This window comes from Pseudotabrizicola sediminis, assembly GCF_004745575.1.
In the GTDB taxonomy this organism is placed as follows: Bacteria; Pseudomonadota; Alphaproteobacteria; order Rhodobacterales; family Rhodobacteraceae; genus Pseudotabrizicola; species Pseudotabrizicola sediminis.
This window is the reverse complement of the sequence record NZ_RPEM01000003.1, coordinates 137,825-160,657: the sequence shown is the minus strand read 5'-3', so window position 1 is coordinate 160,657 and position 22,833 is coordinate 137,825. Positions and strand designations below refer to the sequence as shown.

Annotated in this window: 22 protein-coding genes; 16 read left to right on the top strand and 6 right to left on the bottom strand. The window is 62.2% G+C overall.

Annotated features, from left to right (window positions below):
- Positions 1 to 3 precede the first annotated feature (3 nt).
- Entirely contained in the window at positions 4 to 360 is a 357-nt protein-coding gene (locus EEB11_RS05620) for a DMT family protein (RefSeq protein WP_135429441.1), read from the bottom strand.
- A gap of 182 nt (positions 361 to 542) precedes the next feature.
- Between EEB11_RS05620 and EEB11_RS05615 the strand changes: the two genes are divergently transcribed.
- The 5 genes from EEB11_RS05615 (at position 543) to EEB11_RS19500 (ending at position 5,810) form a co-directional block, all read left to right on the top strand.
- Positions 543 to 1,535, top strand: a complete 993-nt coding sequence (locus EEB11_RS05615; RefSeq protein WP_135429440.1) for a serine hydrolase domain-containing protein — start codon at positions 543 to 545, stop codon at positions 1,533 to 1,535.
- A gap of 500 nt (positions 1,536 to 2,035) precedes the next feature.
- Positions 2,036 to 3,499, top strand: coding sequence for a cytochrome c (locus EEB11_RS05610; RefSeq protein ID WP_135429439.1), 1,464 nt, complete (start codon positions 2,036 to 2,038; stop codon positions 3,497 to 3,499).
- Complete coding sequence (locus EEB11_RS05605; RefSeq protein WP_135429438.1) at positions 3,496 to 5,094, top strand: flavin monoamine oxidase family protein; 1,599 nt, start codon at positions 3,496 to 3,498, stop codon at positions 5,092 to 5,094. The genes EEB11_RS05610 and EEB11_RS05605 overlap by 4 nt, the downstream gene beginning before the upstream one ends.
- Positions 5,094 to 5,549 carry a c-type cytochrome gene (locus EEB11_RS05600; protein ID WP_167852664.1) on the top strand — a complete coding sequence of 152 codons (456 nt, stop codon included), beginning with the start codon at positions 5,094 to 5,096 and terminating at the stop codon, positions 5,547 to 5,549. Before EEB11_RS05605 ends, EEB11_RS05600 begins: the two co-directional genes overlap by 1 nt.
- A gap of 96 nt (positions 5,550 to 5,645) precedes the next feature.
- On the top strand, positions 5,646 to 5,810 hold the full coding sequence (locus tag EEB11_RS19500; RefSeq protein ID WP_167852663.1) for a hypothetical protein: 165 nt from the start codon (positions 5,646 to 5,648) through the stop codon (positions 5,808 to 5,810).
- Between the two features lie 204 nt (positions 5,811 to 6,014).
- Here the strand turns inward: EEB11_RS19500 and EEB11_RS05595 are convergent, their stop codons facing one another.
- The gene (locus tag EEB11_RS05595; protein WP_135429436.1) at positions 6,015 to 6,881 is read right to left on the bottom strand and encodes a MurR/RpiR family transcriptional regulator; all 867 of its coding nucleotides are present in this window, start codon (positions 6,879 to 6,881) and stop codon (positions 6,015 to 6,017) included.
- A gap of 121 nt (positions 6,882 to 7,002) precedes the next feature.
- Here EEB11_RS05595 and EEB11_RS05590 point away from each other — a divergent pair, with 121 nt between their 5' ends.
- The 10 genes from EEB11_RS05590 to EEB11_RS05540 all read left to right on the top strand — a co-directional run bounded on the left by EEB11_RS05590 (position 7,003) and on the right by EEB11_RS05540 (position 17,831).
- Positions 7,003 to 8,028: a polyamine ABC transporter substrate-binding protein gene (locus EEB11_RS05590; RefSeq protein WP_135429435.1), complete on the top strand. Its 1,026-nt coding sequence runs from the start codon at positions 7,003 to 7,005 to the stop codon at positions 8,026 to 8,028.
- Positions 8,029 to 9,096 carry an ABC transporter ATP-binding protein gene (locus tag EEB11_RS05585; protein WP_135429434.1) on the top strand — a complete coding sequence of 356 codons (1,068 nt, stop codon included), beginning with the start codon at positions 8,029 to 8,031 and terminating at the stop codon, positions 9,094 to 9,096.
- Positions 9,096 to 9,980 carry an ABC transporter permease gene (locus tag EEB11_RS05580; RefSeq protein WP_135429433.1) on the top strand — a complete coding sequence of 295 codons (885 nt, stop codon included), beginning with the start codon at positions 9,096 to 9,098 and terminating at the stop codon, positions 9,978 to 9,980. Before EEB11_RS05585 ends, EEB11_RS05580 begins: the two co-directional genes overlap by 1 nt.
- Positions 9,973 to 10,809: an ABC transporter permease gene (locus EEB11_RS05575; protein WP_135429432.1), complete on the top strand. Its 837-nt coding sequence runs from the start codon at positions 9,973 to 9,975 to the stop codon at positions 10,807 to 10,809. Before EEB11_RS05580 ends, EEB11_RS05575 begins: the two co-directional genes overlap by 8 nt.
- Before the next feature lies 1 nt (position 10,810).
- Positions 10,811 to 11,884, top strand: a complete 1,074-nt coding sequence (locus EEB11_RS05570) for a DmpA family aminopeptidase (RefSeq protein ID WP_135429431.1) — start codon at positions 10,811 to 10,813, stop codon at positions 11,882 to 11,884.
- A gap of 245 nt (positions 11,885 to 12,129) precedes the next feature.
- Positions 12,130 to 13,662 carry an acyl-CoA carboxylase subunit beta gene (locus tag EEB11_RS05565; protein ID WP_135429430.1) on the top strand — a complete coding sequence of 511 codons (1,533 nt, stop codon included), beginning with the start codon at positions 12,130 to 12,132 and terminating at the stop codon, positions 13,660 to 13,662.
- A 75-nt stretch (positions 13,663 to 13,737) separates the two neighbouring features.
- On the top strand, positions 13,738 to 14,124 hold the full coding sequence (locus EEB11_RS05560) for a DUF6497 family protein (protein ID WP_135429429.1): 387 nt from the start codon (positions 13,738 to 13,740) through the stop codon (positions 14,122 to 14,124).
- Between the two features lie 595 nt (positions 14,125 to 14,719).
- Positions 14,720 to 15,118: a hypothetical protein gene (locus tag EEB11_RS05550; RefSeq protein WP_135429427.1), complete on the top strand. Its 399-nt coding sequence runs from the start codon at positions 14,720 to 14,722 to the stop codon at positions 15,116 to 15,118.
- A gap of 319 nt (positions 15,119 to 15,437) precedes the next feature.
- Positions 15,438 to 15,680 carry a YMGG-like glycine zipper-containing protein gene (locus tag EEB11_RS05545; RefSeq protein ID WP_135429426.1) on the top strand — a complete coding sequence of 81 codons (243 nt, stop codon included), beginning with the start codon at positions 15,438 to 15,440 and terminating at the stop codon, positions 15,678 to 15,680.
- A gap of 150 nt (positions 15,681 to 15,830) precedes the next feature.
- Positions 15,831 to 17,831 (top strand): acetyl-CoA carboxylase biotin carboxylase subunit, encoded by a 2,001-nt coding sequence (locus EEB11_RS05540; RefSeq protein ID WP_135429425.1) that lies wholly within the window; start codon positions 15,831 to 15,833, stop codon positions 17,829 to 17,831.
- A gap of 26 nt (positions 17,832 to 17,857) precedes the next feature.
- On the opposite strand, the gene EEB11_RS05535 is transcribed toward EEB11_RS05540, so the two are convergent.
- A complete protein-coding gene (locus EEB11_RS05535) occupies positions 17,858 to 18,349 on the bottom strand; it encodes a DUF4174 domain-containing protein (protein ID WP_135429424.1) in 492 nt (163 codons plus the stop codon).
- Positions 18,350 to 18,431: 82 nt separating this feature from the next.
- Between EEB11_RS05535 and scpA the strand changes: the two genes are divergently transcribed.
- Entirely contained in the window at positions 18,432 to 20,561 is a 2,130-nt protein-coding gene (scpA, locus tag EEB11_RS05530; protein ID WP_135429423.1) for a methylmalonyl-CoA mutase, read from the top strand.
- A 46-nt stretch (positions 20,562 to 20,607) separates the two neighbouring features.
- On the opposite strand, the gene EEB11_RS05525 is transcribed toward scpA, so the two are convergent.
- From EEB11_RS05525 to EEB11_RS05515, 3 genes are read right to left on the bottom strand one after another with little or no spacing between them, the layout of a single operon-like run.
- Entirely contained in the window at positions 20,608 to 20,976 is a 369-nt protein-coding gene (locus EEB11_RS05525) for an AAA+ family ATPase (protein WP_135429422.1), read from the bottom strand.
- Positions 20,977 to 21,036: 60 nt separating this feature from the next.
- On the bottom strand, positions 21,037 to 22,089 hold the full coding sequence (locus tag EEB11_RS05520) for an endonuclease/exonuclease/phosphatase family protein (RefSeq protein WP_135429421.1): 1,053 nt from the start codon (positions 22,087 to 22,089) through the stop codon (positions 21,037 to 21,039).
- Entirely contained in the window at positions 22,089 to 22,805 is a 717-nt protein-coding gene (locus EEB11_RS05515; protein WP_135429420.1) for a molecular chaperone DjiA, read from the bottom strand. Before EEB11_RS05515 ends, EEB11_RS05520 begins: the two co-directional genes overlap by 1 nt.
- Positions 22,806 to 22,833: the final 28 nt, after the last annotated feature.

Genomic DNA, 22,833 nt, shown 5'->3' with positions numbered 1-22,833 from the left:
CGTCTACGCCCATTTGTGAAAAATGAAAAATGCTCCCAGCCCGATGAACGCAAAGCCCAGAAGATGGTTCCAGCTGAGCGGCTCCTTTAGGTAAAACACCGAAAACACGGCAAAAACCGACAGCGTAATCACTTCCTGAATGGTCTTAAGCTCGGCCGCGCTGAACTGCCCATGGCCGATGCGGTTGGCGGGCACCATCAGCACATATTCAAAGAAGGTGATCCTCCAGCTGATGAAGATCACCGCGATGATCGGGGTGTCCTTGAACTTCAGATGGCCATACCAGGCAAACGTCATGAAGATATTCGACAGCAGCAACAGGCCGATGGTCAGCCCCGGAACGGAAAGCGGCAAGGGCATGGTTGGGGGGCCTGATCGGGAAAATCGACGTTGTCCGGAGCGTTAGCCGATCTGGTTTCGGGCTGCCATATCCGGCTGTGGCCCCGCGATCCCGGCCTTGTGAACGCACGTGCTTTGCGTTTTCGGCGGTGTTTGCCCAATGTCAAGTGCGACTGCCAGTTCCTGCGCAAGCCCGAGGCCACATGCTCTCTCGTCGTCAGTTTTCCGCCTCTCTGGTCTGTGCCGGTGCCCAGTGCGCGCCTGCGCTGTTGCGGGCGCAGGCACCAACGTTGTCCGACTTGCGTGACACTGCCACCGGGTTGCCACAACTGCACGCCATTCTGGTCCAGCGCGGCGATGAGCAACTGCTGGCCGAAGCGCCGCGGGGCCGGGGGCTGACGGCGGCTGCCAACATCAAATCCTGTTCCAAAAGCATTCTGGCGCTGCTGCTTGGCACCGCCCTTGCGCGGGGCGAGATTGCCGGGTTGGACGCTCGTCTGGGCGATGTGGCCCCGCGCCTGATCCCCGCTGATGCGACCGAAGGGGTGGCCGATCTGACGATGGAAGATCTGGTGACCCTGCGTGCCGGGCTGCAGGGCACCTCGGGCGGCAGCTACGGGGCCTGGGTCGGGTCGTCGAACTGGGTTGCCTATGCCCTGCGCCAGCCCCGGATTGCGCCGAAGGGCGGGCGGATGATCTATTCGACCGGCACCACCCATGTGCTGGGGGCGGCCATTGCCGTGGCAACCGGCAAAAGCCTGCGCGCACTTGCGCGCGAAAGGCTGGGGGCGCCGCTGGACATTGATGTGGCGTCGTGGACCCGCGATCCGCAGGGCTATTACTTTGGCGGCAATGAAATGGCGCTGTCGCCAGAGGCGATGCTGCGCGTGGCGCTGATGATGCGCGATGGCGGGCTTTATGATGGCGCGCAGGTGATCGATGCGGACTGGGTCAGCGCCTCGCAGGTGGCGCAGACCGCCTCGCCCTATTCCGGGCTGGGCTATGGTCTGGGCTGGTTCATCAGCGCTTCCGGCTGGGTCATCGCGCGCGGGTATGGCGGCCAGATCATCGCAAGCCATCCCGCGCGGTCGCTTGCCGTTGCCATCACATCAGACCCGACGCAGGCCGCCCGGTCCGGGGGCTATTTCGGCGATCTGATGCGCCTGCTTGACGGTCCGGTTCTGGCGCTGGCCTGAGGCTTCGGGACTGCGGCCTGTTGTGCCGGCAGGTGATGCGATCCTGCCCGACGCCACCGTTGCAGGGTGATGAGATCGCGCCGAATGTGCGCGCCCTGACGGCGCATCTTGCTGCGCGCGGACGGACTTGAAGATGCATCCATTGGCCAGACTCAGGGCTCTGTGCCGTCGGCTGTGGACCTGCGGTGGCAGTGCAGAGCGCGACCTTTGCCGCTTTTGCTGCAAGCAAACCGGCCCCTCGCGGCCTTAGCCCGTGACGCCCCAGTTCCAGAGCGGGGTCTTGCGCGCGCATTGACCTGAACCCGGAAATCGGCTGATCGGCCCGGTTCCGGATGCATGACCGGAACAAATTGCGCCGCACAGGGTTAACCAAAGTGACGCACGCCCGACAAAGCGCAAAATGCTGCACGTAAAGGCACCTGCGCCGCGCCTGGGTTGCGCACAGTGTATTTGCGCCAAGTTGGGCCACCGGGTCTGGCGGGGCAGGGGGGATTTTTCTGATGATGACACAGATCGGTAATGACAGAACCACGGAAACACAGTTTCATAACCGGCTTCTGGTCTCTTTGGTCGCATTGCCTGTCGCTTTGAGTGCATCGCTGGCCGTCGCGCAGACCGAAGCCGCGTCTGATGATCTGATCGCGCGCGGCGAATATGTCGCGCGGGCGGCGGGGTGCATGTCTTGCCATCAGGAAGATCTTTCCGGTGGGTACCAGGTTGAAACCCCGATGGGCACGATCGTTGCAAGCAACATCAGTCCATCGGACCAATATGGCATCGGCGGCTACAGTCGGGATGATCTGGAGCGGGTGCTGCGCCGCGGTGTCGCCCCCGACCGGCGCCTTTATCCAGCCATGCCCTATGCCTCATACCGGGGCATGACCGACCCCGATATTGACGCGCTTCACGCGTGGCTACAGGATCAGGACCCGGTCGACGAGCCGCCTGAACAGGAAACCGATCTGCCGTTTCCGTTCAACATCCGCACCGGAGTTATGGCGTGGAACTGGCTGTACCTGACCGACCGCGACCTGCCGCCCGCCGACGACCCGGTGCTGAGCCGTGGAGCCTACCTTGTCAATCATCTGGGCCATTGCGGCGAATGCCACACGCCCCGCAACGACTTTTTTGCCGTGCAGGATGACAGCTACCTTTCAGGTGAGGAAATGGCGGGCTGGCTTGCCCCGAACCTGACGCCGGACGCGGTGACAGGTGTCGGCGTCTGGTCTGAAAAGGATATGGTGGACTATCTGCGCACCGGATTTGCCGGCAATGTCGTTCAGGCTGCCGGGCCGATGGCCGACGTGGTGCGGCATAGCACAAGCCATCTGGAGGAGGGCGACCTTGTGGCCATTGCCGCCTACCTGCGGACACTTCCCGCCATCACCAGCGGGGTGCAGGACATCCCCATCATCCCGTCCGAGGCCGAGCGTGCCAACCCGCAGCACCGCTTTAGCCAGATCCGTAAAGAGTTGGTGACGGCGCTGGCGCGGACGGACCTGTCAGAGCCGGAACGGTTGTATGTCGGTCACTGCGCTGCCTGCCATGGCGTCACCGGGCAAGGGCAGCCGCAAGCCTTCTACCCGCCGCTGATCCAGAATGCCGCGCTGCGCCGCACCGACCCGACCAATCTTTTGCAGGTGCTTTTGTATGGCGTGGAGCCGGGCAAATTGTACCGCGCCCCCGCCATGCCGGGCTTTGCCGATGAGTTGGGCGCCGACGAGATCGCCCTGCTGGCCAACTATACCCGAACCACCTTTGGCGGGCGTCCGGACAGCGCCGTGACGGCGCAGGATGTCAGGCTTGTTGTGTCGCCCGAAACCGAGATGCCCGCGCCGCTGCGTCTGCTGCAGATACTGGCTTGGGTCGGCTTGGCCGGGGCGGGGCTGGTTCTGACGTTGCTTGTCTGGTGGGTGGTGGCACGGCGGCAGCGCGCCAGAACGGCAGGAGGACCAAGATCATGACCAAGATACCTTATACCCCCACGCGTCGCCAGTTGCTGGCCATGATCGGGCAGGTCGCCGGGGCGGGGGCGATGTATCAGGCGATGACCAGTCTGGGGTTCGCCGCCGAATCCGGCTACACGGCCGAACCCGGGCTGCAAGGCCCGCGCCAAGGGCGGCGCGTGCTGATCCTTGGCGCGGGGATCGCGGGCATGGCGGCGGCGTATGAGATGCGTCGGGCGGGATATGAGGTGAAGATCCTGGAATATCAGAACCGGCACGGCGGGCGCTGTCTGACCATCCGGGGCGGTGATCGCCATACCGAGATGGGTGGCCATGAAATCACCTGTGATTTCGAAGGCGACGGGTTCTTCAACCCCGGCCCATGGCGTTTGCCGGTGCATCATCGTGCGGTGTTCGACTATTGCCGCAAGCTGGGCGTGCCGCTGCAGCCGTTCATCATCAAGAACAACCGGGCGTACCTGCATTCGTCGCGCGCCTTTGACGGCAAGCCACAGCGGATCGGCCATGTCGAAAAAGACATGCGGGGCCATGTATCGGAGCTTCTGGCGAAATCGCTGCATCAGGGCAGTCTTGACGAAACGGTCAGCGCCGAAGATCGCGACAAGCTGCTGGAGGGGCTGCGGGACTGGGGCGTTCTGGACCGCCACCACCGCTATCGCGCCAGCAATGATCTGGGCGGCGTGCGCGGCTGGGATACCCGCCCGGGTGGCGGGCTGATGGCCGAGAAATCGCCATCGCAACCAATTGATCTGTCCCCCTTGTTGCAATCGGGTCTGTGGAACCAGCTTTTCAATTTCAACAGCTATTCCTTCGAGCCGCCGATGTTCGAGCCGGTGGGGGGCATGGATGCGATCACCGACGCTTTTGCGCGCGAAGTGTCAGATGTGATCCAGTTCAACGCCCGTGTCACCCGCATTGCGCAGGGTGATGGCGGCGTGACCGTCACCTATGAGGATGGCAATCGCGGCTTGGTGCAGGAGGAAACCGCAGACTGGTGCATCTGCACGATTCCGCTGTCGGTGCTGGTGCAGCTTGAGGTCGATTGCTCGGACGAGATGCGTCAGGCGATCGGGGCGGTCCCCTATGCATCGGCCTTCAAGGTCGCATTGGAATTCCGGCGCCGGTTCTGGGAACAAGATGACCAGATCATGGGCGGGGTCAGCTATACCGACCTGCCACTGGTGCAGATCGCCTATCCCAGCTACGGATTCCTGAGCGAGGGCCCTGCCGTTCTGCAGGCCGCCTATGATACGGCCACGGGGGGGCGGAACTTTACCTATTCGTGGTCCAGCATGACCCCACAGGAACGGATCGACGCCGCCCTTGCCTTTGGCCGGCAGATTCATCCGCAATATGATGCCGAATTCATGTCCGGCACATCCTGGGTCTGGCACCGGGTCGATTGGTCGCTTGGCTGCTATGGCCAATGGACCGACGACCTGCGCGACACGCACTACAAGACCTTGTGCGAGATCGACAATCGGCTGGTGCTGGCGGGCGAGCACTGCTCGCACATTCCGGCATGGCTGGAAGGGGCGCTGCTGTCGGCGCTGGATGCGATCAAGCGTCTGGATCAAAGGGAGAATGCGTGATGCTCCGCACAATCCTTTGTACTGGCGTTTTCCTTTGCCTTGCGGTCACAAATGCGACGGCACAGGACAGCGCGCCCACGGCGCAACCGCAACCCGGCGCCGCGCTGGACGCTCTTCTGCAGCGATTTTCCGAAAGCCCGGACCACTTCACGCAGACGGATGGCGCGGCGCTGTATCAGACCACCTGTCAGGCCTGCCATATGGAAGACGGCACGGGCGATGCGGGTGCGGGCGCGCACCCGCCCTTGGCTGGCAACCCCAAACTGAACTCGCGGCACTTTCTCGCCGGGGTCATCCTGACCGGGTATCACGGAATGCCGCGGTTCGGGCCGATGATGTCGGATGCGCAGGTCGCCGCTGTCACGAACTATGTGCGGACCCATTTCGGGAACGACTACCCTGACCCGATCACCCCGGCAGAAGTGGCTCATCTGCGCCCGCCGGGCGAAGACTGATAGATCTCGACCTCAGGCATGGCGACCCTGTGATGAGCGGACATTGACAGACAAGAGTGGGAACCGGGAAACGGCCAAAGGGAGGCCGGTTTTGTCGTGCAGGTTACCGATTTTACCGCAACGCAGGTGGAGGTGCGGGTTGTGGCCAGTGCCCGGTCGGCCAGTTTTGCCTTTGATCTACGCTGCGAGATCCGCGAGGCGTTGCTGACATCTTTGCGGCGTGATCAACCGCAGGCCTTTCCGAAGGCCCGTTTCAATTGACTGGAGTCTGCCTTCAAAGATGCGGACACTGTGGCAGCAAGCGTCGGCCTTTGAACTCTGGGGCGGCATGCCGTTTCATCCGTCATTCCGCACGCGGCCTTCGGCCCCTTGCGACCGGCGACCCTGCCTCTGACTTTTTGGGGGGGGCCGGGGCGAAAATGACTGAAACCTGCAACGCATGCGGCTTCACACAAAGCCACCTTGTCAGTAAAGCCCCAGATCCCGCAGGACGGCAGGCCATGCAGATATGCGCTGCCGGACCTTGTCCGGGTCTCGCGCTGCCACAGCATGGGTGACCAGATTCAAAAGTGTGGCCAGCGGGCCGGTGCTTTCCAGAAATGCGCCGGCCTTGGTGGAAGCGTGAAAGACAAGAGGCGTGTGCGCCTGCGCCCAGGTGTTGAGCTCGTCCGTGATCACCACCACCTCCATGCCAAGGCCTCGCGCCATGCGCACCACGATTTCAGCCTCACGCGCGTAGGGAACCATATCCACCAGGACCAGCGTCCTTGCCTCGCCGTCTCTGCGGCGCGACGGAACCCATTCAACCAGCCCGCCATCATGGGCCGATACATACCTGACAGATCCGCGCACGATGCCAAGGCGCCGCGCAAAGTCCTCGGCCAGGCCCCGCACCGTCTGAAATCCGGTGACGAAAACTTCGTCGGCGCTGTCTATCGCCGTGATCGCCGCGTCCCATTCGCTCCGCCCGATCTGAGCCCCGAGGCTGAGGATGGCATCGGCATCCCGCCGCAACAGGGTGCCAAGCTCTCCTTCCAGCAGCCGCATGTAGCGGTCTGCCGCATGCAGGTGCATCCGGGCCGCAGGCGAGCCGATCTCGGCTTTCAGCTCGGCCATGCCGCGAAAGCCGATCCGGCGCAGGAACCGGCTGACGGTGATCTCGCTGACCCCGGTCTTGGCAGCAAGGGATGCGCCGGTTTCCATCGGCAGCGTCGCCTCATTCAACAGCAGCCACTGGGCGATCATCGCCTCGGATTTGGTCAGATCAGCCTGCACACTGCGCAATCTTGCGGCAAGTGCGGTTTCGTCGGGATCTTGGGCCGCTTCGTGCATGACAATGTTTACAGCATTATTTGTGAATGTTAGCCTTCTGTCATAATTTAACACGCCCGAGTCGCCGCCGCAAACAAATCCGATGCGCCGACGCAAAGAGGCAGCACCAGGGAGATATGCGATGAATACCAAAGTGACAGGTCTTGCGATATCCGTTTCGCTTTTGGCGGGTGCAGCGGGCGCGGAAGGGTCGTTGGCGCTGTATAACTGGGGTGACTACATCAACCCCGACGTGCTGACGGCGTTCACCAAAGAAACCGGCATCGCCGTGACCCTGGACACGTATTCCTCGAACGAGGAAATGCTGGCCAAGATTCAGGCAGGTGCGACGGGCTATGACATTGTGTTCCCGTCCGTCCACATGAACGACATCATGATCAAGCTGAACCTGCTGGAAAAGACCGGGATCAACGCGCATCCGGACTTTGCGCGCATCGACCCTACATTCCTGCGTGCCAAGGAAGACCCGGCTTCGGAATACTGCCTGCCCTATGCCTGGGGCACGGTGGGCATTTTCTACAACGAAGACGTGACCGGCCCCATCACAGGCTGGGCCGATTTCTTTGCCGTCCCGGAAAAGACCGGAGCCAAGATCACGCTGCTGGATGACATGCGCGAGGTCATCGCCATTGGCAGCATCATGACCGGCGCGTCGGTCAACAGTGCCGATCCGGCCGAGCTGCAGGCGGCGACCGATTATGTGCTGTCGCACAAGGCCGCGATCTCGGCCTTTACCTACGAAGTGCCACCACTCCTGTCCTCGGGCGACATTGCCGCCGGGCAGTTCTTTGTCGGCGGCAACGTGTTCTTCACCGAAACGCCGAACATCAAATACATCATCCCCGCCGAAGGCGGCACGATGTATCAGGAAAACATCTGCGTTCTGGCCAGTGCGCCGAACAAGGAAAACGCCCGGACGTTCATGGAATTCTATCTGCGTCCCGACATCGCGGCCTTGAACGTGGCCCAGCAGTTCAACGGCACCCCGAACCTGCCCGCAAACGAGCTGACGCCTGACTTCATCAAAGCCAATCCAAACATCAATGTGCCCGCCGAAACCATGGCACGGCTGCAGATATTTGAGGACATCGGCGCTGCGCTGCGGGTTTATGACCGCGCGTGGAACACGATCCGCACCGCGCAGTAAATGGCACCGCTTCTGGAAATCCGGGCGGCGCGGCGCGACTTCGCGACGCCCGAAGGCGGCAAGATCTGCGCACTCGATGGCGTCGATCTTGACGTCGGCGCAAACGAGTTCGTGACGCTTCTGGGGCCATCCGGCTGCGGCAAGACCACGCTTTTGCGCGCCATTTCGGGGTTCGAGATGCTGGACAGTGGCACGATACAGCTTGGGGGCGCGGACCTGACGGCGCTGCCCCCGTTCCGCCGCCCGGTGAACACCGTCTTTCAAAGCTACGCCCTCTTTGGCCACATAACTGTGGCGCGCAACGTGGGCTATGCGCTGGAAGTGGCGGGCGTGGCAAAGGCGCAGCGTGACGTGGAGGTGGCCGAAACGCTGGAAAAGGTGGGCCTTGCCGGCATGGGAACGCGCAGGCCCAGCCAGCTTTCGGGGGGGCAGCGCCAGCGTGTGGCACTGGCCCGCGCCATCATCGCCAAGCCCAAGCTGTTGCTTCTGGACGAACCCCTTTCTGCGCTCGACCGCAATCTGCGCCAGCAGATGCAGATCGAACTCAAGAACCTGCAACACCGGCTTGGCATCGCCTTCATCTTTGTGACCCATGATCAGGAAGAGGCCTTGACCATGTCCGACCGGATCGTGGTCATGCGCGCCGGAGCGATCGAACAGATCGGCACCCCGCGCGACATCTATCGCCATCCCCGCAACCGCTTTGTGGCCGAGTTCATCGGCGAGACCAACCTTTTTGCCGTGACCGTGGACCGGCTGGAGGGCGACACCGCCCTGGCCCGCACGGCCGAAGGGGTGGAGGTGTTGCTGCCCGCGGATGGCCGCAAGGCCGGTGAACGGCTGACTGCGATCCTGCGGCCCGCCGACTTTACCATCGCGGCGCAAGGTATACCCGGCACTGTCACCCGCGCGGTTTATCTTGGGTCTGACCTGCATCTGAGCGTTGCGCCAGAGGCAGGGGGGCCGGATATAAGCGTTGCCATCCGAGACGGTCTGGGGGTTGGCGAAGGTACGCGCCTGCATCTTGCCCATGATCCGGCCCGCGTGCATGTGCTGGAGGATGCCTGATGGCCCTGCGCCGCCAATCGGTGATCCTTGGGGCCTTGCTTGCGCCGGTCACGCTGTTCCTCGGCGTGTTCTTCGTGCTGCCGCTGCTTATCATCGCGGTCTTCTCGTTTCTGACGCCGGGTCTTTATGGCGGGGTTGAATGGGCCTTCTATCACTGGAATTACGGTCGCATCTTCGGCTGGGCAGACGGGATCATGGAGGTTTACGAGCCGATCTACCTGCGCATTCTGCTGCGGTCGCTGATCTTTGCTGCGCTGACGGTGATCGTGACGCTGATCCTGTGCTATCCGGTGGCCTTCTGGGTCAGCGGCCTGCCGGACCGCTGGCGGCTGGTGTTCCTGTTCCTGATCACCCTGCCGTTTTTTTCCAGCCTGATCGTGCGGCTTTACGCCTGGCTGCTGATCCTGAAGCCGACGGGCCTTTTCAACACGGTTCTGATGAACCTTGGACTGATCGGGCAGCCGCTGGAAATTCTTTACACCCCGACGGCGGTGGTGCTGGGCATGGTCTATGTCATGATCCCCTTCATGTTTCTGCCGCTCTATGCTTCGGTTGATAACCTTGACCGTGCGCAGGTCGAGGCGTCGCTCGATCTTGGTGCCAACCGGATCCAGACCTTGGTCAAGGTCATCCTGCCGCAGACCCTGCCGGGCATTCTGGGCGGCGCGGTGATCGTCTTCATCCCTTCGGTCGGCAATTTCATCGTGCCGGATGTGCTGGGCGGGGCGAAGGGGTTGATGGTCGGAAATCTGGTCGAACAACAGTTCCTGTCGTCACGCAACTGGCCCTTTGGGTCGGCGCTTTCAATGATCATCATGGCGGTCGTCCTGACGGTTCTGCTGATTGCCGTCGCGCGGGCAAGAAAGGTGGGCGGCCATGCGTAACCCTTGGGGATGGGTCGCCCTGACCGCCTTCTCGCTGCTGTTTTTCACCTTTATCTATGCGCCGCTCTTCGTGATCATCGGGTATTCCTTTAATTCGAACCCGGTCAACATGATGATCTGGGAAGGCTTCACGTTTGACTGGTACACTGGGCTTTTCGGCCTGTCGGACCGCGCGACCGGCGTGGGCAACCGTGCCGCCTATATCGAAAGCACCGACCAGATGCTGGCGGCGCTGCGCACCTCGCTGACCGTGGCGCTGTTCACAACCACGATCTCGACGGTGATCGGTACCGCCACCGCGATCGCGCTGGCCCGTTACCGGTTCCGGGGGCGGGGGGCTTATAACGGGTTTCTGATGATGCCAATGATGATGCCCGACATCGTGCTGGGCATTGGCCTGTTGATCTTTTTCGTGACGCTGGGAATGCAGTTGTCGCTTCTGACCATCATCATCGGGCACTGCACCTTTCTGACGTCCTACGTCTTCATCATCGTGCAGGCCCGCATGGCGGGCCTTGACCCCGCGCTGGAAGAGGCGTCAGCGGATCTTGGCGCCAGCGAGTGGACGACCCTGCGCAAGGTGCTGTTGCCCCAGCTTGCCCCCGGCATCATGGGTGGGGCGCTTCTGGCCTTTGTCATTTCGATGGATGATCTGGTGATCACCTATTTCATTTCCGGCGTCGGGGACACGACCCTGCCGGTTTTCATCTTCGGCATGATCCGACGGGGCGTAAAGCCCGAGATCAATGCCATTGCCACGCTGATCATTCTTGCATCGGTGATCATTGCCGCTCTTGGCCTGTGGCTGCGTTCCAGAAAGATTGACTGATATGACCGCCGCCCCAAAGCCCCGCGCCCGCGACCTCGGACTGCCCTTCCCCGGCACGCCGGGACGCTTCAACGCCATCACCGATGTGCCGGGGGTAGAGGTCGGCTTTTGCACCCTGACCGATCCGGCACGGAAGATGCGTACCGGTGTCACCGCCATCTTGCCGCGCCCCGGCACCACGCCGCAGCCAGTCTGGGCCGGGCAATACGCCCTGAACGGCAATGGCGAAATGACCGGCTCACACTGGATCAACGATGCGGGCTATTTCATGGGACCGATTCTGATCACCAACACCCACGGTGTCGGTGCGGCACATCACGGGGCGACGCGGTGGATGATCGACCACTACGCCGATTACTTCCGCAAGGAACACGCCTGGGCGATGCCGGTTGTGGCCGAAACCTATGACGGCGTGCTGAACGACATCAACGCGCTGCATGTTACGCCCGACCATGCGATCGCGGCCTTGAGCGCCCGCACGTCGGGACCAGTTGCCGAAGGCTCGACAGGCGGCGGCAACGGCATGATTGCCTACGAGTTCAAGGGCGGCACCGGAACCTCGTCCCGCCGGGTTCCCATCAGCGGGCAGGCCTACACCGTTGCGGCGCTCGTGCAGGCGAACCATGGCATCCGGCCCTGGCTGACAATACTGGGCCGCCCCATCGGTCACCTTATGCCGGACGGCGCGCTGCAGTCTGCCGAAATGGGGTCGATCATCGTCATCCTTGCCACCGATGCGCCATTGTCCGGTCTGTCCCTGCGACAACTGGCCAAACGTGCAGCCATCGGGATCGGCCGCGGCGGCACGCCCGGCGGCAACAACTCGGGTGACATCTTTCTGGCCTTCTCGACCGCCAACCAGGGTCCGATGCCCCAATGCGCGCCAGCCATGCTGACCAAACAAGAACTGAACATTGAGCGTCTTGACCCGCTGTATCTGGCCGCCGTCGAGGCCATCGAGGAAGCGGTGATCAACGCCCTCGTCGCGGGAGAGGACGTGGAAACGGTCAAACCGGCCGGTCGCATCTGTCCCGCAATGGATACCAAGCGCCTGTGCGAGATCTTTTCAGGTTAGAAGGGGCGTCTCCGCCTGCGAATGGCTGAGCTTCGGCCCTCCCCTGCTGTTCGGCATGTTGATCGGTTTTATCGTCCGGTACCGTGGCAGGTCCGACACAAACATCACCGCGCAAATCCCGCTGATTATTCAAATTTGCAATTCGCAAAAGTTCGTTGCCGCAAATTATGCAAATTTTCCCAATTCTGCTTTGCGCCTGCAGCATTGCCCCCTATGCTTCGCGCAGATCCTAGGGGGGACTCGTGATGAAGGATATTCTGGCCCAGCTCGAAAGCCGCCGCGACACCGCACGTCAGGGGGGTGGGCCGCGCCGGATTGACGCGCAGCATGCCAAGGGCAAGCTGACCGCCCGCGAACGCATCGACCTGCTGCTGGACGAGGGCAGCTTTGAAGAGTTCGACATGTTCGTCGCCCATCGCTGCACTGATTTTGACATGCAGGAAGACCGCCCCGCAGGCGATGGCGTGGTCACCGGCTGGGGCACGGTGAATGGCCGCATGGTCTATGTGTTTTCGCAGGATTTCACCGTGATGGGCGGCTCGGTTTCTGAAACCCATGCCGCCAAGATCTGCAAAATCATGGATATGGCGATCCAGAACGGTGCACCGGTCATCGGCATGAACGATTCCGGTGGGGCCCGGATTCAGGAAGGCGTCGCAAGCCTTGCTGCCTATGGCGAGGTGTTTCAGCGCAATATCATGGCGAGCGGCGTGGTGCCGCAGATCAGCCTGATCATGGGGCCTTGCGCCGGGGGGGCGGTCTATTCCCCTGCGATGACTGATTTCATCTTTATGGTCAAAGACTCCAGCTACATGTTTGTCACCGGCCCTGATGTGGTGAAAACGGTCACCAATGAAATGGTCACGGCGGAAGACCTGGGCGGTGCCGCCACCCATACCAAGAAATCCGGGGTCGTCGACGGAGCCTTTGAAAACGATGTCGAGGCTTTGGCCGAAACACGTCGCCTCATTGACTTTCTGCCGTTGAACAACCGCGAAAAGGCTCCGGTCCGCCCTTTCTTTGATGATCCGGCGCGGGTGGACAAAAGCCTTGATACGTTGATCCCCGACAACCCGAACCAACCCTATGACATGAAAGAGCTGATTGCCAAGATCGCGGATGAAGGCGATTTCTTTGAGATTCAGGCCGCCTATGCCGCCAATATCATCACTGGATTCATTCGGCTGGAAGGCCAGTCGGTTGGCGTGGTGGCCAACCAGCCCATGGTGCTGGCCGGGTGTCTGGATATCGATTCCAGTCGCAAGGCCGCGCGGTTCGTGCGGTTCTGCGATGCCTTCGAAATCCCGATCCTGACCCTGGTCGATGTGCCCGGCTTCATGCCCGGCACCAGCCAGGAACATAGCGGCGTGATCAAGCATGGCGCAAAGCTGCTGTTCGCCTATGGCGAGGCGACGGTGCCCAAGGTCACCGTCATCACCCGCAAGGCCTATGGCGGGGCCTATGTGGTGATGGCGTCCAAGCATCTGCGCGGCGATTTCAACTATGCCTGGCCCACCGCCGAAATCGCGGTGATGGGGGCCAAGGGCGCGGTGGAAATTCTGTATCGCAGCGAACTTGGCGACAAGGACAAGATCGCCGCCCGTGTGCGCGACTATGAGGACCGCTTTGCCAACCCGTTCGTGACCGCTGAAAAGGGCTTTATCGACGAGGTGATCATGCCGTCGTCGACCCGCCGCCGCATTTGCCGCGCCTTTGCTTCGCTGCGCACGAAGAAGTTGGCGAACCCGTGGAAAAAGCACGATAACATTCCCCTTTGAACACGGCAGGGCAAAGGGGTGGATCAGTGGCACATATCAGTGGGGCAAATTCCGGCACGGCAGGGCGGGGCAGGCATGACTGACCCGGTTGCCCAACCGGCCGGTCCGACAGGCGCGGAGGCGGAGTTTATTCCGGTGCCCTCGGGCCAGCCGGTGGTGCTGCAGGATGTGATCTGGAACGCCCCCGGTCCCGAAGGGCTTGCCGTGCGCTTCCGCTTTGTGGCCCCGCAGATCGCGCGCGACAGCGGTTCCGTGGCCTATGAGGTGGCGGCTGGCGACATTGTTCATCTGTGCCAGACCTATGCCCTGCCAAGGCTGGCCGACTTTGGCCCGCAGCCGACCCAGATCATCATCTCGCTGTCCGATAAGGCGCTGCCCTTCGGCGAAAGCGCGCCCGAGGCGACGCAGTTTTTTGAATCCTTCAGCCATCAGGATGGCCACTGCATATGGGAGATGTTCTGATGATCCCACAAGATATGGTTGCGGTCCAGGTGCCCGAAACCGCTCCTGATGTAGCAGAGTCACAGGCGCCAAACTTGGCGCAGACCCCATGTCAAACGTGGCGGCAATCCGCTACAGTCGTAGCAGGCCGGACCCAAGCGGCCTTTGCCTCAGATGAACGGTGTGCTATCGGATATCCCGATGCAACCTTCCAAGAATATAGGAGACGAGGATGTCGAAGAGCACGAAAACTTTCCTGGCGCTATGTGTTGTGGCCTTTGCTGCTGCCTGTGCCCCCAAAGAATCTGAAGTCGTTTATGTGGACCAGCCAGTTTCGTCTGAGCCTGTCTACACCGGCAAATACAAATAAGTCGGTCGGGCGGGCTGCCAAAGGTTTTTTGGCCAGGCCCGCCCCATCCCTTCACCCTTTGCCTGCCCCGCGCCTCCGCGCAAATTCAGCCCCACGGTCACGCGGCACTGCCTTGCAGCGCGCAGTCTTTTCCGGGCTTTTCCCTGAACAGGTTCACGCCACCCCCCGGCTCTTTGCCGCAGCGCCCCTTGGCGTTCTGCCCGCTTGCGCCTATGGCTGTGCCCATCCATTCACAGGGGGCACCTCATGCTGAAACACCGCGGCTTTCCCGGCCGCCTTCCGGGCACTGATTTTCAGTTCACCATCCGCCGCGCCAATAAAAAGGATGGCCCAGCCAAGCTGATCAAGCGCGAACGCTATCGCGACCGCAAGCTGGCTGACCGCAAGGCGGATGAAGGCTTCATGGCCGCGCTTTGGCAATGCTTTGGCGAAGAACCGTTCGAACGGGGAAATCTGGACGCCGGTCGCCTGTCATGGCTGTTGGGGCGCGAGGTCATTCCCGCCGAAGATCCCTTCGATCCGGAAAGCTATGACGCCCTGCTGCGGGTAAACGTAAAGATCGCGCAAGTGTCTTTCCCGGCCGTTTTCGCAGCCGATGCCGAAGACGTGATGTGGGATGATGAAGACGATGGGGATGACGATTGATGCGCGCCCTTCCGCCGACCTTTCGGCCGCTCTGGCAAAGGCCCGCGCATTGCGCGGCATGCGGCGGAATTGCGTTTGATTTCAACGCGGACACCCGGCACCTTGCCGGGTATCCGGCCCGGGGCTTTCCTGCCCGGTCCGGCTTCCACATGACGACCCTTTCTTTTGCCTTGCGGTCCGGTCCTTTCGGGGCCGGACCGTCCTTTCGCCACCGGCAAAGCCTTGCCGATGGGGCAGGGTGCAGAAAATTCCCCTTTTCCAGCGCCATGGATGCAGTAGAGTCAGCGTTAATAAAAACCCTGACACGAGGCAGTCACAAATGGTTACGAAACACACTATCATCGCATCTCTTCTTGCCCTCTCGCTTGCTGGCTGCGTTCAGCAGGGCGGCTATGGCAATTCATCGCCACTCAACAGCGCAGCCGTGCGCACCGTCGGTGGTGCTGCAACCGGTGCCCTCGTCGCAGGCGCAACCGGCGGCTCGCGCACGCAAGGAGCGCTTATCGGCGCGGTTGCGGGCGGCGGCTCGTGCATCATTCCGGGCACCAACAACTGCTACTGACCTGCCCGCCGCATCGCGGCCCAGTGTTGCAGCAGATCGCCTGAGCACAGATCATTCGAAAACGGGGTCTTTCAGCCATACCGGCTGGAGGACCCTTTTCATTTGCGGCGCAAGGTCCGGCCCGGCCTTGCCCGAGGGGAGGACGCGCCGATGTTCAAGAAAATCCTGATTGCCAACCGGGGGGAAATTGCCTGCCGGGTGATTAAATCCGCCCAAAAGATGGGGATCAAGACTGTCGCCGTCTATTCCGACGCCGACCGCAACGCGCTGCATGTCCGCATGGCGGATGAAGCCGTACACATCGGCCCGTCGCCTGCCAACCAATCCTATATCGTGATCGACAAGATCCTCGACGCAGTGCGCCAGACCGGAGCCGAAGCGGTACATCCCGGCTATGGCTTCCTGTCGGAAAACAAGACCTTCGCCGCCGCGCTGGAACAGATCGGGGTCGTCTTCATCGGCCCGCCATCCCCGGCGATTGAGGCCATGGGCGACAAGATCACCTCGAAAAAGCTGGCGATGGCGGCGGGGGTTTCCACCGTTCCGGGCTATATGGGCCTGATCGCGGATGGGGATGAGGCGATCAGGATTTCGGGCGAAATCGGCTATCCGGTGATGATCAAGGCCAGCGCCGGCGGCGGCGGCAAGGGCATGCGCATCGCATGGTCCGAATCGGAAGTGCGCGAAGGCTTCCAGTCGTCGAAAAACGAGGCCGCCGCCAGCTTTGGCGACGACCGCATCTTCATCGAAAAATTCGTGACCCAACCGCGCCACATCGAAATTCAGGTGCTTGCTGACCAGCATGGCAACACGGTTTACCTGCACGAACGCGAATGCAGCATTCAGCGTCGCAATCAGAAGGTCATCGAAGAGGCCCCGTCGCCGTTTCTGGATGCCGCTACCCGCAAGGCCATGGGCGAACAGGCCTGCGCTTTGGCCCGCGCCGTAGGGTACACCTCGGCGGGCACGGTGGAATTCATTGTCGATGGCGAGCGGAATTTCTATTTCCTGGAAATGAACACGCGCCTGCAGGTCGAACACCCGGTGACCGAACTGATCACCGGCGTTGATCTGGTCGAACAGATGATCCGCGTTGCCGCAGGCGAGCCGCTGCCGTTTGCGCAGGATGACCTGAAAATCAACGGCTGGGCGATGGAAAGCCGCCTGTATGCCGAAGACCCGTACCGCAACTTCCTGCCCTCGATCGGTCGCCTGACCCGTTACCGTCCGCCAGTTGAGGGCCCCACCGCCACCGGCATCGTGCGCAACGACACCGGCGTGTTCGAGGGCGGCGAGATTAGCATGTTCTACGATCCGATGATCGCCAAGCTGTGCACCTGGGGTCCGACCCGCGCCGATGCCATCAATGAAATGCGCCTGGCGCTCGACACGTTCGAGGTCGAAGGCATCGGCCACAACCTGCCGTTCTGCTCGGCGGTGATGGACCACCCGCGCTTCACCAGCGGCAATATCACCACCGCCTTCATCGCCGAAGAATTCCCCGATGGATTCCACGGCACCACGCTTGATCCGCAGATGCTGCGCCGTGTTGCCGCCGCCTGCGCCGCGATGAACCGCGTCGCCGAAATCCGCCGCACCCGCATTTCCGGCACGATGGACAATCATCAGCGCCGGGTTGGCGACGCCTGGGTTGTCAGCCTCCAAGGCAGCCAGCACCACGTCACCATTGCCGCCGACAAGACCGGATCGACCGTCACCTTCAACGATGGCGAACAACTGCGGGTCCAGTCTGACTGGTCGCCGGGCGAAAGCCTGGCCCGCGTGACGGTTGACGGCAGCTTGGTGGTGCTGAAGACCACCAAAATTCCGATGGGCTTCCGCATCCGCCTGCGCGGGGCTGACCTCAAGGTGCTGGTGCAATCGCCGCGTCAGGCCGAGCTGTATGCGCTGATGCCGGAGAAACTGCCGCCCGACACGTCGAAATTCCTGCTTTGCCCGATGCCCGGCCTGATCGTGTCGATCACCGTGGCAGAAGGCGACGAGGTGCAGGAAGGCCAGCCGCTGGCCACGGTCGAGGCGATGAAGATGGAAAACATCCTCAAGGCCGAACGCAGGGGCGTGGTCAAGAAGATCACCGCCAGCACCGGGGCCAGCCTCAAGGTCGACGAAATCATCATGGAGTTTGAATGATGCCCGCTGCGACGCAGCAGCGGGATTTAGCGCCGTCCCGCCGGGTTTCGCTCCAGCATTTCCTGCCGACGCAACGGGAACTTGTCGATCGCCGCGACAATTTCTCGCACCTCCCAAGGCAGGGGTTTGCGGATCACCGGGCGCAGATCCTTGTCCATAAGCACCAAGGAGAACCCGCGCGGCCGCAGACGCATCCGCCACTCGCCCCGCGCCTCGGGGTCGGTGTCGATGATCAGCGCCACATCGCGCTGTTCCAGCGCAGGCAGATCGCGCTGCAGCAATTCCATCTGGCGCAGGAAATTCGGATCATCCGGCCCATCGCCAAACACCACCACGGGGCGCTGTTTGTACATAAGATCGTCAAAAACCACATCCGCAGCGTCCCGCGGGCCATACGGCACCACGACGGCTTCGGTCTCCACCTCGACCTGAACTGACGGATCAATCGCCTGCGCCTCTTGTGCGAAGGCAACGAATGGCAGCAGTGCTGCAAGACCAAGAGTATAAAGCGGTTTCATGCATTTCCCCATGTGACAGAACATAGGGCGGCGCGGCCGGAAACCCAAGAGCAGATGCCACCTGCATGGACGGAGTAAACAGATGACCGACGCGCTGAAACATTGGGCCACCCTCGCCAGCAAAGAGCTGAAGGGCAAAGACCCCGAAAGCCTGATCTGGAACACGCTGGAAGGGATCGCGGTCAAGCCGCTGTACACCGCCGAAGACACCGCCAACCTGCCGCATATGGGCGGCGTGCCGGGGGCCGCCCCCTTCACGAGGGGCGTGAAGGCGACCATGTATGCAGGCCGCCCCTGGACCATCCGGCAATATGCGGGCTTTTCCACCGCAGAGGCTTCAAACGACTTTTACCGCAAGGCGCTTGCCGCCGGGCAGCAGGGCGTGTCGGTCGCTTTCGATCTGGCCACCCACCGCGGCTACGATTCTGATCATCCGCGCGTGGTGGGCGATGTCGGCAAGGCCGGGGTGGCGATTGACTCGGTCGAGGACATGAAAATCCTGTTCGACGGCATCCCGCTGGAAAAGGTCAGCGTTTCCATGACCATGAACGGCGCCGTGATCCCGATTCTGGCCAGTTTCATCGTGACGGGGGAAGAGCAGGGCGTTGACCGCAGCCTGCTGTCGGGGACCATTCAGAATGACATTCTGAAGGAATTCATGGTCCGCAACACCTATGTCTACCCGCCCGAACCCTCGATGCGGATCATCGCGGACATCATCGAATACACGTCCGCGCACATGCCGAAGTTCAACTCGATCTCGATCTCCGGCTATCACATGCAGGAAGCCGGGGCCAATCTGGTGCAGGAACTGGCCTTCACCCTTGCGGATGGCCGGGAATATGTGCGCACCGCGATTGCGCGCGGCATGGATGTCGATGCCTTTGCAGGAAGGCTGTCGTTCTTCTTCGCCATCGGCATGAACTTCTTCATGGAGGCCGCCAAGCTGCGCGCTGCCCGCCTGTTGTGGCACCGCATCATGTCGGAATTCGCGCCGAAAAAAGAGGGTTCGCTGATGCTGCGCACCCATTGCCAGACCTCCGGCGTCAGTCTGCAAGAGGCGGACCCCTACAACAATGTGATCCGCACCGCCTATGAGGCGATGTCGGCGGTGCTGGGCGGCACGCAAAGCCTGCACACCAATGCGCTGGACGAGGCGATTGCCCTGCCCACCGAATTCAGCGCGCGCATCGCCCGCAATACCCAGCTGATCTTGCAGGAAGAAACCGGCATCACCCATGTCGTCGACCCGCTGGCGGGCAGCTATTACGTGGAAACCCTGACGCATCAGCTGGCGGAAGAGGCGTGGAAGCTGATCGAAGAGGTCGAGGCCATGGGCGGCATGACCAAGGCCGTCGCCACCGGCATGCCCAAGCTGCGGATCGAAGAATCCGCCGCTCGCCGTCAGGCCGCGATTGACCGGGCCGAGGATGTCATCGTGGGGGTCAACAAATACCGCAAGGCCAGCGAGGATGCGATAGATATCCTTGATATCGACAATGTCGCCGTGCGCGACAGCCAGATCGCCCGGCTGAAAGCCACCCGCGCTGCCCGCGACGAGGCTGCCTGTCAGGCCGCCCTTGCCGAACTGACCCGCCGCGCGGGCGAAGGCGGCAACCTGCTGGACGCCGCCGTGACCGCCGCCCGTGCCCGTGCCACCGTAGGGGAGATTTCAGACGCCATGGAAGCGGTCTTCGGCCGCCACCGGGCCGAGGTCAAAACCCTCGCCGGGGTTTACGGTGCCGCCTATGAGGGCGATGCCGGGTTCGAGGCGATTCAGGCCGATGTCGAGGCCTTCGCCGCCGAAGAAGGCCGCCGCCCGCGCATGCTTGTGGTAAAGATGGGGCAGGACGGGCACGACCGGGGGGCCAAGGTCATCGCGACCGCCTTTGCCGATATCGGTTTTGATGTCGACGTGGGCCCCCTGTTCCAGACCCCGGAAGAGGCCGCGCAGGATGCCATCGACAATGACGTGCATGTCATCGGCATCTCGTCACAGGCCGCGGGGCACAAGACGCTTGCGCCCAAACTGGTGCAGGCGTTGCAGGCGGCGGGCGCGGGCGATATTCTGGTGATCTGCGGCGGCGTGATCCCGCAGCAGGATTACCAGTTTTTGTATGACAACGGCGTCAAGGCGATCTTTGGCCCCGGCACTAATATCCCCAGTGCCGCCAAGGACATCCTGAGCCTGATCCGCCAGACACGGCGCTGATCCGGCAAGCGCGCGCCCCGGCTGGCCGGGGGGCTGGCCCCCCTTCTTACAGCTCGATTTCGCCCTCGGGCATCGGCAGGGGGGTGGACGGCAGGGGCATTGGCGCATCTTTGCGGCGCGGGATCAGGATATCACCGTTGTCGAGCATGCGTGGCGCATCGTAATTGCGAATGTCATCGACAAGCGCCATCAGGTTCTGGAGGGCGGGTTCCATCTCGGACAGCGCTTTGCCCATTTCATTCAGCGTCGGTTCCATCTCGCGCATAAGGCCACGGAACAGCAGCTTTGCGCCTTCCTGCATAAGGTCAAAGCCTTCCTCCTCCTCGACCTGCGGGGCAGGCAGCGTTTGCGCATGGAAAGGCGGGGCAACCAGCAGGGCAAGGGGCAGGGCGAGGGCGATAACCAGATGTTTCATTCCCCAATGATGCCGCAGAGTGCAATCGATGGCAATTCACGTCTGCGGCGCGGGGTGGGGTCACGCCAGCGTCAGGTCGATTGTCACCGGAAAATGGTCTGAGGCCTGCAACAGCGCCTCATGGAGTTCGGGCGTGTTCAGGCAGGCCGGATCGTTCCACGGATGCCAGATCCGCCAGGCCGGGTGGGTGGCGGCCAGCCGGGGCGAGACCATGATGAAATCCAAAAGCGCCTCGAAATAGCGCTTTTGCGGGTTCAGCCAGAACCGCGCCGTGGTGGGGGTCAGGTTCATGCGCCCGGTCAGGGCCATGGCGGCATGCGGATCGTACAGTCGCGCCTCGGGCGGCACATCGACGCCAAGCACGATTTCCACCCCGGAATGGCCGAACAGCTTTTCAAACTCGTCCAGCCCCGGACCATCGTTGAAATCGCCCATCACCAGCAGGTCATCCTTGCGCGCCAGGTGCCATTCGACCCGGGCGCGCAGCCAGATGCATTCTGCCAGTTGCTTGCGACGGTTTGCAATCGACAGGCGGGTGATTTCCTCAGGCGTGCGCGCGCCATGGGGGGCTTTGGATTTCGCATGCACCCCGATCATCCGCAGCGCCCGCCCGCCCGCCGTTTCCACCGCCAGTTCCAGAGGGGGTTTGGAAAAGCGGATCAGATCGGGTGTGGCATCGGCGTTCAGGTCATAGCGGAACGTGCCGTCAAATCGCGGCGCATCGCGGCTGCCCTTCTTTCCAACCGGATCACCGACCGGATCATGCCGGGGGGTCAGCCGGGTGGGATCATACAGCAGGGTGATCTCCTGCTCGGTTTCCGACATGAAGCCCGTGATGGCGCGGCTGGTTCGCAGACCGAAGGCACGGGCAAAGGTTTCCAGCGCGCGCGCAGAGCTGCGCTTTGACCCGGTATCGGGGGCCTCGATCACCATCACCGCATCGGCATCCATTGCGGTGAAGACAATCCCCAGCGCCCCGGCCTGCACGGCGCGGCTGATCTTGTGGCGGGCGGACGGGGCAGCATCGGCCAACAGCCGCCCGTCATCATCAAACAGCGCGTTGAACCATTCGACGTTATAGGTGGCGATGCGCAGCCGCTCCGGCGGGGCCATCAGGCGGCCCGCTGCCCGGAAATCTCATCCCAGGCGGCATTGATGGCGATCAGGCGGCGTTCGGCAAGCTTTACCGCCTCGGCCGGCACCCCGCGTGCGATCATCGCATCGGGGTGGCTGTCCTTGACCGCCTGCCGCCACGCCGCGCGCACCTGATTCATCGGGGCGTTGGCCGCCACGCCCAGCACATCATAGGGGTCGCGCGGCGCGCCTTCGACAAATCGCGCCCGCATCGTGCCATAGCAACGGTCATCCAACCCAAAGATCCGCGCCACCTCATGCAAAAACGCATCTTCGGCGGGGTGGAAATCACCATCCGCCATCGCGATGTGGAACAGCCCTTCCAGCAGGTCGATCAGCACATTGCGGTCGTCAGCGCACAGCGCCTGCCCCTCGGCGCGGAACATCGCCGCCACTTTGCGGGCATAGGCATCGAACCCCGCCACATCCTGCCGCGCCAGATTGAACACGCGCGCAGCATTGGCCGCTTCCTCATCAGGGATCGCAAAGATCTGACGAAAGGCGTTCACCTCATGCCGGGTGACATGGCCGTCGGCCTTGGCCATCTTGGCCCCAAGGGCGATCACGGCGATCGTAAAGGCGACCGATTTATCCGGGGCGGTTTCCACGCCGCGCAGCCGGTCGAACACCACTGACAACCCTTCGCCGGTGGCTAGGGCAGACAGGGCGTCGGCAATGCGGGTCCAGATCGACATGGCATCAGGATAGCGCGCACTGCGCGGG